The organism is Paenibacillus sp. P32E, from assembly GCF_001909085.1.
Classification (GTDB): Bacteria; Bacillota; Bacilli; order Paenibacillales; family Paenibacillaceae; genus Paenibacillus_AQ; species Paenibacillus_AQ helianthi.
Window position 1 is genome coordinate 80,075 of sequence record NZ_LVYY01000015.1, and the last position, 14,307, is coordinate 94,381.

Consider the following 14,307-nt stretch of genomic DNA (forward strand, 5'->3'; position numbering starts at 1 on the left):
CGCACTATCTGTAACGGAAAATTTAAAGGCCATCCATTGTGGGATGGCCCTCTTTCATTTTCCTCGACTGTCGTCTCCGTCAGCTGAACGGTATTCAGCTATTCATCTTTGATAACAGGCAACAAATAATCAAGAATAATCTTCTGTCCCTTTTCCAGCGGTGTGCAGTATCGGTCATATGTATAGACATCACACCAATAAAAATTTCCAAAGTCAATTTTGTATCCTGTTTTCTCGATTGCTTCGGAACAAATTAAGTATGCACTATCAATAATATCGTTAAGGTAGTCGGCTTCAATCCATATCTTAGCAACCGTTCCAGCGGGTATATCTGCTGCATACATATTTTCTGGAACAGGTGCATCAAGTTCTACATATTTACCAATGATATATTGAAAATTATCTTTCCCTTCAAATTTACTCATATGCCCAAGTCCAAAATAGTCATCAATATCTTTGCAAATCCACTTTCCAACTTCTTGTTGTATTTTATCAAAAACGCCTTCCTTGATTGCTGAACCCCAGCATTCTTCTCCCGCTTTTTGAAATGAGGTCATTTTCATCATGCCCACAATTTTTCGACTTCCAAATTGTGCATACTCGATTTTTTTTAGCTCTGCCATAATTCGTTTACCTCCTACAATTCTAATGTTTGTAAAGGAGGTGCGTGGATGATCACTAAGTTTCTCTCTGTCCTTCCTAACACTAGAGGGAGAAACATTGTGATGCTCCCTGAAAGCTCTTGTAAAAGAAGCGTGAGAATTGAAACCATATTTTATAGCTATGTCGATGATTTTTTCACTGCTATTTCTTAAATCATGACCCGCTAGGGTTAATCGCCGCCGCCTTAAGTACTCATTAATTGAAATTCCTGAAATATATGTGAAAATACGCTGAAATAATGGGGCAGGGCAACCAGCAATTTTAGAAATAACGCTATAATCAACCTCATCTGAAGTCGGTATAATATTCTCCAAGTATTCCACTACACTCTCAAAGGCATTAAGATTATCCACTATGCACCTCCTCTCTAATAAAATTATAGGAATATTTTCATGACATCGCTTTGCAAGAACTGAACGTTTTTTGTTAAGTATCGCAATATAATAATTCCATTATATATCCTGCTTATCCTTCTGTTGAATGTGCTATCCTGCCAGTATGCTTAAAACCGGTTCAAGCAATTTTTGGTACATATATCATATTCGTGACCTAAAGCCAAGCCCCCTTACCGTTTGGTCCTTTTTTACAGCAAAATTATAGCCCCAGGAAAAATCTCCAGGGGCTGTTCTTACTATTGTGGAGCATCCTTATCTTTTTTGCAAAAAGATCCACCATTGCCGGTCAAAACCGGGAATAAAAATCTCTTCGCAGCCCTGAATCCCGTTCAACCAGCGTCTGGTCAGGGGGATGATATTCTCAAACAAATCTACCGGGTAGCCCCAGTCAAGGTCCAATTGGAACATATAATGATTCATAGCGATAATGCCATTTGTCCGCAGAGATTTCAATAAAGTGTGGATCAAGGTGATAAAAGGCTGCATGGCATGAACTTCGAGTGTACCTGAGGCAACCTCCTGCTGAAGAAGTTTGATCATGGCCGGCAAAGTTTCCATCCAATCCGTATGGATGGTGTCGATTCCAGCCTGTCCGCACAAAATCGCCTGGATGATATCATTGACCGCATGCTGAAAAACGATAAGATCCACTGACCCGGAAGGCAGATGTTTTTCGAGATAAGCTGCATCTTCCTCTATGACTTTCATATGCAGGGGAAGGCCCAGCGTTTTCTGCAGCAAACTGGTGGTGAGGCTTTTATTCATATTGGCCGTTATGTACGTACTGTTTGGATGGGTTCGTGCCATGACCTGGGGAACCATATCTGCATCGCCGGAAGCCACCTCCAATAATGTCAGGTCATCTCCCAACTGCAGCGCTTCAAAAACCTCTGCCCAACGCGCTCTGAAGTAGACTTCATTTACAACGGTAAAGTGGGCAATCGGACTTTCCAGCAACAGTTTAAGCTGGTGTTCAACCTCGTTTTGTGGGAGGGAGCGATATTGCTTCAGTTCTTGCTCGCTCAAAAAACGTTGTGCTCGCTCATTTATTAATGGGTAGCATTTGTCTACGTCGTCTAATGGAATCATAATAAGCTTCCCTTCCTGGCTAACTATATTTGCTACTATTATATTTATTAATAGATTTTCCAACAATCTATATTATTAAAGATATATAGGTTAAACTAAAAGTTTTTTCCGAATATTACAACCACGTATCTGAATTTTAAAATCAATAGTCTTGATTATCGACCTCTGCAAAGGGTTAAAAGTGAAGCCGTCCGACTTTTCCAAGCTGACCGATATGACAACTCCTCATCACACTCCAGCTCTTCGCTGTTGTGCTGCATAACCTCGAATGCATCCACAATACCTTCCATGAGGTTTAGTTGAATAAACAGTGGTAATTTCTCCAACATTGAATCTTCGTAAACTCTAGGGAGACTTTCTGTATAATAAAACTTTGCGGCAACAAAAAAAGAAGAAGCTCAAGCTACACCTAGCTTAAGCTTCCTCTTTTTAGCTCATGCACATCCTGCTGATTCTGCGATTTTTCCTGCACGGACTTCTTTCTTCCACTAGGGTCTCCACTAACGCTACAGCAGTTCCTTACGGAGCTGCTCCGGCGATTTCGGCGAGAGCAGGCCGAACGGGATATCGAAGACGGTGTGCGCGCCGGACTCCCCCTTTTGCGCCAGACGGTAGGCCGCGCGGGCATAGGCGACGAGCACGCTGGCGGTAAATTCGGGATTGCTGTCCAGCTTCAGACTGAACTCGACGATCTGCGTATTCCCCTCCCCGGTCCGCCCGCTTCGGATAACATGGCCGCCATGCGGCATTGCGCCATGTTCGGCAGCCAGCGTCTCTTCGCTCACGAAATGAACCACAGTCTCATAATCGGCAAAATAATTCGGCATGCTGCGGATCGTCTCCGCAATCGCCTCGCGGTCTGCACCTTCCTCAGCCACTACATAACACTCGCGCAGATGCTTGTCGCGGGTAGCCAGCACCGGGTTCTCCCCACTGCGTACGCGCACCACCGCTTCTTCACGCGGAATAGTGTACTGGATGCCGTTCTTGACTCCGGGAACACGGCGGATGGCGTCGGAATGACCCTGGCTTACGCCTTTGCCCCAGAAGGTGAACTCGCTGCCTTCCGGCAGCACGGCTTCTGCCAGCAGACGGTTCAGTGAGAACAGTCCCGGGTCCCAGCCGGTAGAAATGACGCTGACAGTCCCCGCCGCCTTGGAGCTGGCATCCACTTCCACATAATACTCCGGAATTCGCGCATGGGTGTCGAAGCTGTCAACCGTATGGAACAGCTTCGCCAGAGCCGGGCCCTGTTCCGGCAGATCGGTTGCGGAGCCGCCGCATAGGATCAGCACATCAATTTTTCCCCGATAAGCCTCAATATCGTTAATGGACACCATCGGTGTGCCCGTCTCTAACGTGTGGGGATCGCGGCGCGTAAAAATCGCTTCCAGCCGAAGATCAGGATTTTGCCGGATTGCCGCCTCGACGCCACGTCCGAGATTGCCGTAGCCGACGATGCCGATGGAAATAGGTTGGGTCATGGTTATTGTGTCCTCCATTTCATAATATGCTGGATCAGATCCAGCCTCGGGCACTCATCGCTTCGCTAATCCGTTTAATGGAGATCATAAAAGCAGCGGTGCGCAGATTGGTACCGTGCTCACGGGATAAGGCACGGACCGCATCATAGGAAGCGTACATCCGCTGCGACAGACGCTCCAGCACCTCTTCTTCCGTCCAGTAGTAGTTGGCCAGATTTTGCACCCATTCGAAATACGATACGGTGACGCCGCCTGCATTTGCCAGAATATCGGGAATGACTAGCACGCCCTTTTCCTGCAAAATTTTGTCCGCCTCCGGAGTGGTCGGGCCGTTGGCCGCTTCGGCGATGATCCGGGCACGGATGTTGGCTGCATTAGCACCGGTAATCACATTCTCCAGTGCCGCCGGGACAAGGATATCGACATCCAGCTCCAGCAACTCTTCGTTAGTAATCACGTAAGACTCGCCGTAGTCAGCCAGCTTGGCATGGTCTTTGAGCGCAAAGACTCTCGGCAAGTCAAGACCCTCCGCCTGATACAATCCGCCCCTCGAATCGCTGACCGCAACAACCTTACAGCCTTGTTCGGCCAGCAGTTTAGCCGCAATCCGTCCGGCGTTGCCGAAGCCCTGCACCGCAACTATTGCACCTTCCGGAGATACGTCCAGCTCCTTGAGCGCAGCAAGCACTGTGTACACGCAGCCTTGTGCCGTTGCTTCATTCCGTCCTTTGGAGCCGCCGAGGATGAGCGGTTTGCCTGTGATGACGCCCGGCGTGTTGACGCCCTTCAGGCGGCTGTATGTATCCATCATCCAGCCCATAATCTCCGGTGTCGTGTAGACATCCGGCGCTGGAATATCTTTATCGGGACCGATGAAATCGGCGATAGCCTCCATATAGCCCCGGCTGACGCGTTCCAGCTCGCCTTTGCTCAGCTTGTGCGGGTCACAGATAACCCCGCCCTTGCCGCCGCCGTAAGGCAGACCCACAACGCCGCATTTGAAGGACATCCACATCGACAATGCTTTGACCTCGTCCAGCGTAACGTCAGGGTGGAAACGAATGCCCCCTTTTCCCGGACCGATCGCATCGTTGTGCTGGGAACGGTAACCTTCGAAGACGACCACGCTGCCGTCGTCCATCTTGACGGGAAAGTTGACGGTCAGCACACGTTTCGGTTTTTTCAGAATATCGGTAATATGCTGCGGAAGCTGCAAATAGGCAGCCGCTTCATCAATCTGTTTTTGCACAATTTCAAAGGGGTTTAAGGTCTCTTGCGCCAGTGCCACGTTCTCTGTAATGCTCATGTGCTTCAGCCCTTTCTCTCCATCTGATTTTGCGGTTCACCGCATTAAAGAAGGTTAGAATACATCTTACATCATACGTTAGTTTTATAAAAGAATTTTTACGGAAAATCATTGTTATTTTTTTCATCAGATACGAAAATATGCGAATTAATCGCTTACAATTTTGCTTATAGATTGGATTCGGGCTAGACCTGCCCTGCCGAACCGACGGAAGGGACTTTTGCTGTGAATCTGCAAAAGTCCCCCTCGAATGGGTACAGCGTATGGGTATTGCCTCATTCCGATACGGAATGAAGTCCCTTTACCTCTATTAGTTTTTTACTAAACTGATACGCTACATTAACATTTTCTATAATCTCAGTATCCTGGTAGGCAAGGGAACCCTCAAACTCTAGGGTATCATTGTCTTTCCACACAATATGATTAGCATAGCTATAATTCTCATGATCTGTGCGAATCTATGTATCTAGTCCTTTTTGTGTACCATATTTGACTCTTGCTGATTCTACTAGCTCTGGACTTATTCTTCCCTCTTCAACATTCATAATTTGAACGAATTCACTTTTATTAGAACATGTTACGACCGCAATGAACTTCTGATTTGGTGAAGGAATAATTTCTTTATGGCCTTCAAGCCCCACCAGCGTCAACAGTTCACTGGCCGGCATCCGAGTGGTGTATAGCCGTCCCCAAAAGGTCAAATAATCGGCAACCTTCATTCGTTCATATAATCCGTCATCCCAAAAGCAGCACCCAACACGCTGCACGATTTCAGAACGGTTCAGCCGCAGACGCTCACCGCGGTATAGCGCCTGAATCCCAAGCCCAGACGGCTCGCCCAGAACGGAACGGATGAACTGACGGCCATGCTCATAATTACACTGCACCACCGCACACTGTCCAGCCATCAGTTCCACTGATGACGATGCAGCATCGCTTTTTCCGGCTTCACTTTGTATATGCAATACGGTCATGCGTATCCAGCCTCCTGTCATCCCCACAACGATTACTCAATATATTCCGATTGTAACCTCGAATAGAAGGTTGAACCACGTGCTTCCATGATTGGGTAAAGTACTAATGGACGAAAAAGCCGCATAAGAGCTTAGACCTTAGCAGCCATTCCCACAACAATATCTTTCGCCGTCACTTGTAATTTTTAACGATACATGAGGATTATTAACTTATCATAAAAACTGATTCAATAGTACTTCCCCCTTACTTTGGACATTACGTTATTAATCTGCCAATATAATATTCGATTATTAACGCAATTAGTAGATTATTGCAAAGGTTCTTCTATCGTCAAATCTTTGCTGAAAAACTCAAAATGTTGCCGTTACTTATGATAAGGCTCTCCTTGCACGCTATAACGGCTGGATGAAAAATATCCCTCAAACCGGATTCTATCGGTCGAGGGATATTTCGAGTAGGGCAACTATTTAATTATCGATTAGATTAGAGTTTTGCAGAAGTCTTTGAACAATAACCGCGACTTCCGCTCTTGTTATGAAGGCTTTAGGAGCCAGCTCACCACTGTTTCGTCCCGAAACAAGCCCGGCTTTCAAACAGTCGGAAACCCCGCTCTTTGCCCAAGTCGATATCGTCTCCGCATCAGTGAAAGAGTCTGGAAATTGCTTTGTCATCTGGTGATCCATCACCTCAAGCCGGGTAATGATCATCGCTCTTGCCAGAATGACCATCGCTTGTTCGCGTGTCATCTTATCATTCGGGTGGAAGCTGCCATCATCAAATCCGCTGATCAGGTTGTACGTGAATGCCGTCCCAATCGCATCGGCGAACCAATCCTTCCGATCAACATCACTGAAAGGCGGTACCCCTGCTTTTAGTTTTAGTCCTAAACCGCGAACCAGGATGGCCGCAAACTCCGCACGCGTAATGTCCTGGTCAGGATTGAAGAGACCTTTGGCAGCGCCATTGATGACCTTGCGTGATCCCATATCGTTTATGGCTTTTTTAGCCCAGTGCCGTTCTACATCCTTGAACTCAAGCGGATGCCATATCACAGAATAGCTGCTATTCGTCAAGCTGTTCACCTTGGCATAATACTTGCCGTTCAGGAGTACGATTTTTGTCGGCACATGGCGCAGCGTTCCATCCGCTTCAATGACGACTCCAGTCGTGATTTTACCAGGATCGATACCTTCCGGAATAACCATTGTACGTTCAACATAAGCTTTGAACTCAGTGACTTCAATGGTGGTGTCCTTATAAAGAGCTCTTACCGTAAAATTAAGCGGTGGAACGACAATTCCCACCGTTCCTTCTGCAGCTTCATTTGGAACCCATGGAATCGGCGATCTGGGCTTAGCAATTTCAATCTGAACCTTAATATCTTGCAGTGCTGCCGCTTTGCCTACCTGCTCCGAGATCGCTTGGATGTCGATCTGCTCAGCTGGTAAACGGAAGGTCGCTTGATCCGTTTTTATTTCCAATATCGCTTGCCGCATTTCCATTTTCCTGACTAGCTGTCCGTTGAGCTCTCCGATCACGACATCGGATTTGGTGTACACCGGAACCGTTACTACGGCAAGCTGGCCTTCCTTCGCGAGCTTATCTTCCAGCTTTTTCTCGTCAATCGTGACGGTTGTTACCGTTTGTGAATTTACGCTTGTTACCTTTGCTGTTCCTGCACTCTCCGTTTGGCCGTTAACAAGAACGATAGCAGCCGTTTCATCAGATTTGGCTGTTGGCTGGGCCGGCGCACTTCCTTGCGGCGAGGTGTCTCCACCGCTGTCAACGTGAGGAGCTTCGGGTATTATGCCGTTAGAAACGGCGGAAGCGGTGCTGCTGCCGCCACTGTTGGTCGCAATTACCGTAAACGTATAGGTTATGCCATTCGTTAAGCCGGTCACTCTGATCGGACTGCCCGTACCCGTTGCCGCTATGCCGCCCGGACTTGCCACGACGGTGTAACCCGTGATCGGACTGCCTCCATTGCTGGCCGGTTCGGTGAAGGTCACAATCGCTTCACGGTTGCCCGCAACGGCGGTTACGCCCGTCGGTGCGCCCGGCGCGGTTGGAGGCGCAATCGGCGTCACGCTATTCGAAGGAGCCGAAGCGGTCGAGCTCCCTGCACCATTTATTGCAACGACGGTGAAGGTATACGTCGTCCCGTACTTTAGACCGGTAACCGTGATTGGACTGCCTGTACCACTAGCCGTCAAGCCCCCCGGGCTTGAGGTCACGGTATAGCTGGTTATGTGGCTGCCTCCATTGCTAACCGGGGCTGTAAACCTCACAGTGGCTTGCGATTCGCCATTCGCTACCTCAGCCGTTACTGCAGTCGGCGCGTCAGGTACCGCAGCAGGCGCTGTCGATGCTGTCGGTGTGACGCTATTCGAAGGCACCGAAGCCGCCGAGGTCCCTGCGCCGTTTATTGCAACGACAGTGAAGGTGTACGTTGTCCCGTACGTTAAACCGGTAACCGTGATTGGACTGCTTGTACCGCTAGCCGTCAAGCCCCCCGGGCTTGAGGTCACGGTATAGCCGGTTATGTCGCTGCCTCCATTGCTAACCGGGGCTGTAAACCTCACAGTGGCTTGCGATTCGCCATTCACTACCTCAGCCGTTACTGCAGTCGGCGCGTCAGGTACCGCAGCAGGCGCTGTCGATGCTGTCGGCGTGACGCTATTCGAAGGAGCCGAAGCGGCCGAGCTCCCTACGCCATTTATTGCAACGACAGTGAAGGTATACGTCGTTCCGTACGTTAAACCGGTAACCGTGATTGGACTGCCTGTACCGCTAGCCGTCAAGCCCCCCGGGCTTGAGGTCACGGTATAGCCGGTTATGTCGCTGCCTCCATTGCTAACCGGGGCTGTAAACCTCACGGTGGCTTGCGATTCGCCATTCGCTACCTCAGCCGTTACTGCAGTCGGCGCGTCCGAAGGGACAGACACGATTTTCAATTTCTGAACGCGGTGGTTGCTGAATTCGGATACGTATACGATCCCGTTGCTATCTACCGCCACGCCGAGTGGACTGTTAAACTCGCCCAGGCCGCTGCCCGCTCCGCCTCCGCTCTTCTTCCACTCGCTCCATAACCCTGTAGCTGCCGTCAGCTTCTGGATGCGCTCGTTATTGGAATCGGCCACATATACATTGCCGCTGCCGTCTACCGCCACGCTGTATGGTTCATTAAATTCGCCTAAGCCGCTGCCCGCTCCACCGCCGCTCTTCTTCCACTCGCTCCACGCGCCTGTAGCTACCGTTAGCTTCTGGATACGATGATTTCCCATATCCGCCACATATACATTCCCGTCGCCGTCTACCTCCACACCGGACGGTTCATTGAACTCACCTAAGCCGCTGCCTGATCCGCCGCCGCTCTTTTTCCACTCGCTCCACACCCCTGTAGCTGCCGTCAGCTTCTGGATGCGGTGGTTACTGGAATCGGCCACGTACACATTCCCGTTGCTGTCTACCGCTACGCCACCGGGATAACAGAACTCGCCCAAGCCACTGCCCGCTCCGCCTCCGCTCTTCTTCCACTCGCTCCACACCCCTGTAGCTGCCGTCAGCTTCTGGATGCGGTGGTTATACGGATCTGCAACGTACATATTTCCTCTGCTATCTACAGCAACATCTGTTGGAGAATCAAACTCTCCCAGGTCGCTGCCTGATCCGCCGCCGCTCTTCTTCCACTCGCTCCACACGCCCGAGTCGACATCCAGCTTCTGAATGCGGTGGTTATCGAAATCGGCTACATACAGATTATTCTGGTTGTCCACCGCCATACCGGCTGGATAACTAAACTCGCCCAAACCTGTGCCAGCAACTGCTCCCTGATACCCATATTCGCTCCATAGTCCCGCAGCTACCGTCAGCTTCTGGATGCGGTGATTTCCGGAATCGGCCACATACACATTCCCGCTACTGTCCAGCGTCACGCCCTTGGGATTATTAAATTCTTCCAGACCGCTGCCTGATCCGCCGCCGCTTTTCTTCCACTCGCTCCACACGTCCGAGGAGACATCCAGCTTCTGGATGCGGTGATTTTTAGAATCCGCCACATATAATACATTGCCGCTGCCGTCTACCGCTACGCCAGAGGGTTGATTGAATTCGCCTAAGCCGCTGCCCGTTCCGCCTCCGCTTTTTTTCCACTCGCTCCACCCCCCTGTAGCTGCCGTCAGCTTCTGGATGCGGTGATTTTTAGAATCCGCCACGTACACATTCCCGTCGCCGTCTACTGCCACGCCAGAGGGTTCATTAAACTCACCTAAGCCGCTGCCCGTCCCGCCTCCGCTTTTCTTCCACTCGCTCCACACACCTGAGGCAACATTCAGCTTCTGGATGCGGTGATTTTTAGAATCCGCCACGTACACATTCCCGTCGCCGTCTACTGCCACGCCGCGGGGATAACTAAACTCTCCCAGGCCGCTGCCTGATCCGCCGCCGCTCTTCTTCCACTCGCTCCATACCCCTGTAGCTGCCGTGAGCTTCTGAATACGGTGGTTATAATAGTCCGCCACATATACATTTCCACCGCTGTCTACCGCCACGCCGCTAGGGTTGGCAAACTCCCCCAGACCGCTGCCTGATCCGCCGCCATCCTTCTTCCACTCGCTCCACACGCCTGTCGCGGCCGTCAGCTTCTGGATGCGATGGTTTTCAAAATCGGCCACGTATACATTCCCGCTGCTGTCTACCGTTACACTGTACGGATTAGAAAACGCTCCAAGAAATTTATTGCCTGCTTGTCCGATCTTGGCATATTGACTCCATTGATCTGCCGCTTGCACAGGAAAAACAAATAATGAGATAGAGACCATAAAAATTAAAATGACCGATACCCACTGTTTTCCTGTGAAATGAAACGTACTCTTCTGATTCATTACTTTTACTCCCCTCTTCCTTGGCTCATACATACCCTCCCTGCATGTTATAAGATCCTTCTCTCAAAATCCTCTCAAAATAAGGAAGACATAAAGAATCCCCCTCCGCTCCACAGTGAATAATTAATTCTTCCACTGCCTAAGGGGATATCATTCGCGGCAATTCCACCCTAAGTCGGGCAGAGGATTATGATAGCGATTTAATATTTTTTCGTATTATTCTTCACATGAACTAAGATTTTACAATGATAAGCTTAATATTGTATGCCTTACGACATTTTAGGAGGTAATATAATGAGCAAGTACGACGAAGCCATGAAGCTGCTCGAAGAACAAGTGGGTAACAAGGACGGCCTGATCACTCTGTCCACCATAGCACTTGAACCGGGGGCCAATGGCAAAAGCCGTCCCGCCGCCCGCATTGTGGACGCCTATTATGAGGACGGCGCGTTCTACACCGTCACTTACGCGACCTCAGGCAAGATGCAGCAGATCGCCCAAAACCCCGAAGTCGCCGTTTGCATCATCGTCGAAAACTTTACGGCCGATGGGATCGGTGAAAACCTGGGCTGGGTATGTGACGAGAAAAACGCGGAGATGATGACAAAGCTGCGCACAATATTCGCCGGGTGGTATAACGAAGCCAATAACGACGAAGACCCTAACACATGCCTGCTGCGCATTCGCCTGATAAAGGGCCTGTGGAATGACGCCCATAAAGGGATCAGAAATGAGATTGATTTTGTCAATAAGACGGCAAATTAAGTATTATTGGATAACAGACAATATTAGCTCAAAGGGAGTGTCCGCACACTCCCTTTTTTCGCCGTTACTGATGGTAGGGTTCTCCATATCATCTATTTGATGAATATTAAGACTTCATTGCGGAAGCTTTATCGAAGTGAAAGCTACTTCTGCCTTCGGGTTAATGTACTTATGGCTTTGCATTGGTCCATCGCAATGGACCTTACCGCTAATCCAAAGCAATAGGATAGCAACATTTCAACAGCACTCCTATGTTATAACTGTAGAGGAACAGAGAATGAGGAGCTGAGAATTGATGAGCAAATTAACAGGAAAAATAGCGTTAGTAACGGGGGCCAGCCGGGGAATCGGGCGCAGCGTCGCGTTGCGTCTTGCGCAGGAGGGCGCTTTTGTCGCCGTACATTACGGCCAACGCCGCAATGAAGCAGAAGCGGTCGTGCAACAAATCGTCCAAAATGGAGGAAACGCCCGTGCGATTGGCGCCAATTTGAGCACACCTGAAGGCATTCGTGAGTTGATCACGGCGCTGGACGAAGCAATTCGAGAGCACGGGGACGACAGCGGATTCGATATTTTGGTCAACAACGCGGGAATCGGGCAAATTCTTACTTTTGAAGAAACGACGGAAGCTACTTTTGACGAAGTGATGACGATTAACGTCAAAGCGCCGTTTTTTGTAACGCAGCAAGCTTTGCCTCGGTTGAAGGACGGCGGGCGCATCATTAACATTTCTTCCTTCGTGACGCGGGTAGCTTCCCCAGGTGTCTTCACTTACAGCATGACAAAAGGAGCGATCAATACCTTTACACTGCTGCTGGCCAAGCAATTGGGGAGCAGAAATATTACGGTCAACTCCATCCTACCCGGCATCATCAACACCGAGATGAATGAAGGAACTTTGAGCGATCCAGATGGACAAAAATATGCGGCAGGCCTGTCCGTTTTCAACCGTTGGGGAGAACCCGGAGACGTTGCGGATATCGCCGCCTTACTCGCTTCTCCGGACAGCCGCTGGGTAACCGGTCAGTTGATCGACGCAAGTGGCGGTTCGCATCTTTAAAAGCCGGGCAAGCCTATCTAGCAACAACATATATAATATTAAAACACGGAAAGCAACACGAGTGCATGCCACACAACGTGTTGTTTTCTTCGTTTGCATTGGACTATTCCAGTTGATCGTATGGTTAGAAATTGCTAAAGGAACTGCCGTCGACAGCTCCTTGTTTTAATTCGATCTGGTGTGCGTATTGTCATTTTCTGACCTGTTTACCCACTGGAATACTCTGAGCAAAACGAAACACATTATGAGGATCGTACTTTCGTTTCACCTGCTTCAATCTGCCAAAGTTCTCGCCATAATACGCCTTGGGCCAGTTCTTAATCTGCAAATCGGGAAAATTCACATAATCTCCTTTAACAAAGGGACGCAACGCTCTGCGGAACCTTTTCACCCACTGAATATTCCGCTCCTGCTCCCTGTTATTTCTCCACCGGGCTGACAGTTCGTAGATTGTCTCAGCCTTCCGATGAGGATAGGCCGTTTCAGTAGGCGATACCTGGCTCACCGCGCTTCCTGCACCACCTAAGCTCTGGCTCCACACGCTAGAATGCCTGTTGGGTGCTTTAGTTAAAAAGTCGCGTATAATTCGTACTCCTTCAGGCGGCAAAGGTTGGAACCCGTAGGCCCCGGTTATTTTAAACTTTGGTTCCAAATTCAGGTCCGATTCGGCGAAAAATTTGGTTGCTTCAATAAAAGGCACTGTCTTCACCATCACCTTCACCGGAGTGCCTGCTCGCAGGAGCGGTCTAATCAATCGACGCAGCTCCTCTGCACCGCCAAGCAATTGCCCGGTAGATACAATGGTTCCCACCTGTTTGGCAGCCACCTCAATTGTTGAGGTTAAGCGGTTCGTGACAGATGGGGCCCAGCGTTGCCAAGCCGGTAACACCTTCTCAAGATCACTCCATTTCCACGTAATACTGTATATAGAAACCGACGAAATCGGTCTAACCCGAAATGTATATTCTGTAGCAACACCAAAGTTCCCTCCCCCTCCGCCTCGTGATGCCCATAACAGATCGGAATGTTTCCTTCTGTTTGCCACAATCGCCTTTGCCCCATATCGCCCCGAAGCTACGACCATCTTCACTTGTTTCAAGTTATCGCACGTAAGTCCATATTTGCGGGAAAGTAGTCCAACGCCGCCTCCCAGGGTAAGCCCAGCTACGCCTACGTCGGGCGCAGTCCCCGCCGGAATTGCCACCCGCTTATTCCACAGTTTTTTGTACACACGGGCAAGTGGATTTCCCGTTTGTACAATGGCCACTCTATTTTTCCGATCAACCTTAACCTTATTCATCTCGCTCACATCGATAATAATACCGCCATTTACAGCTGAGAAGCCTTCATAGCTATGCCGTCCACTACGCACTCGCAGCCGTATGCCCCGCTCACGAGCCCATTTGACTGCGTTGATCACATCCTGAGTTCGTTGACAAAAAACAATGACCCTTGGAAATTTAGAAAAGCGCCTATTGAACTCCATTCTGGCAGTATTGTATGACGGATTGCCCGGAATTACGATCCTTCCGGTTAACCGTGTACTTTTATTTTTCAACTTTTGTGCCATCTACTTTACACCATCCCTGCTCATGACATAAGCCTTTCTCATTAACTTATTTCTATGTAGGGACACCTATCCTAGTAACGGTAAACGCCCAGTTTGAAACGTAAAATAGTTCAAACC

9 protein-coding genes are annotated in these 14,307 nt (G+C 49.4%); 2 read left to right on the forward strand and 7 right to left on the reverse strand.

Features of this window, described 5'->3' with window-relative positions; all coding sequences use genetic code 11:
• Positions 1 to 98 precede the first annotated feature (98 nt).
• The 6 genes from A3848_RS16120 to A3848_RS31790 all read right to left on the reverse strand — a co-directional run bounded on the left by A3848_RS16120 (position 99) and on the right by A3848_RS31790 (position 10,795).
• The gene (locus A3848_RS16120; RefSeq protein WP_074085949.1) at positions 99 to 1,016 is read right to left on the reverse strand and encodes a helix-turn-helix domain-containing protein; all 918 of its coding nucleotides are present in this window, start codon (positions 1,014 to 1,016) and stop codon (positions 99 to 101) included.
• A 294-nt stretch (positions 1,017 to 1,310) separates the two neighbouring features.
• Complete coding sequence (locus A3848_RS16125; protein WP_143192413.1) at positions 1,311 to 2,084, reverse strand: hypothetical protein; 774 nt, start codon at positions 2,082 to 2,084, stop codon at positions 1,311 to 1,313.
• 569 nt (positions 2,085 to 2,653) lie between these two features.
• Positions 2,654 to 3,631, reverse strand: a complete 978-nt coding sequence (locus A3848_RS16130) for a diaminopimelate dehydrogenase (RefSeq protein ID WP_074085951.1) — start codon at positions 3,629 to 3,631, stop codon at positions 2,654 to 2,656.
• 34 nt (positions 3,632 to 3,665) lie between these two features.
• Positions 3,666 to 4,937 carry a Glu/Leu/Phe/Val family dehydrogenase gene (locus A3848_RS16135; RefSeq protein WP_074085952.1) on the reverse strand — a complete coding sequence of 424 codons (1,272 nt, stop codon included), beginning with the start codon at positions 4,935 to 4,937 and terminating at the stop codon, positions 3,666 to 3,668.
• A 458-nt stretch (positions 4,938 to 5,395) separates the two neighbouring features.
• The gene (locus A3848_RS32360; RefSeq protein ID WP_074085953.1) at positions 5,396 to 5,911 is read right to left on the reverse strand and encodes a hypothetical protein; all 516 of its coding nucleotides are present in this window, start codon (positions 5,909 to 5,911) and stop codon (positions 5,396 to 5,398) included.
• Positions 5,912 to 6,379: 468 nt separating this feature from the next.
• The gene (locus A3848_RS31790; protein ID WP_178382016.1) at positions 6,380 to 10,795 is read right to left on the reverse strand and encodes a fibronectin type III domain-containing protein; all 4,416 of its coding nucleotides are present in this window, start codon (positions 10,793 to 10,795) and stop codon (positions 6,380 to 6,382) included.
• 294 nt (positions 10,796 to 11,089) lie between these two features.
• Between A3848_RS31790 and A3848_RS16210 the strand changes: the two genes are divergently transcribed.
• Together A3848_RS16210 and A3848_RS16215 are read left to right on the forward strand one after the other, a co-directional pair.
• Positions 11,090 to 11,560: a pyridoxamine 5'-phosphate oxidase family protein gene (locus tag A3848_RS16210; RefSeq protein ID WP_074085954.1), complete on the forward strand. Its 471-nt coding sequence runs from the start codon at positions 11,090 to 11,092 to the stop codon at positions 11,558 to 11,560.
• A 295-nt stretch (positions 11,561 to 11,855) separates the two neighbouring features.
• Positions 11,856 to 12,620: an SDR family oxidoreductase gene (locus A3848_RS16215; protein WP_074085955.1), complete on the forward strand. Its 765-nt coding sequence runs from the start codon at positions 11,856 to 11,858 to the stop codon at positions 12,618 to 12,620.
• 190 nt (positions 12,621 to 12,810) lie between these two features.
• Here A3848_RS16215 and A3848_RS16220 read toward each other — a convergent pair whose 3' ends face one another.
• The gene (locus A3848_RS16220) at positions 12,811 to 14,190 is read right to left on the reverse strand and encodes an FAD-binding oxidoreductase (RefSeq protein WP_074085956.1); all 1,380 of its coding nucleotides are present in this window, start codon (positions 14,188 to 14,190) and stop codon (positions 12,811 to 12,813) included.
• Positions 14,191 to 14,307: the final 117 nt, after the last annotated feature.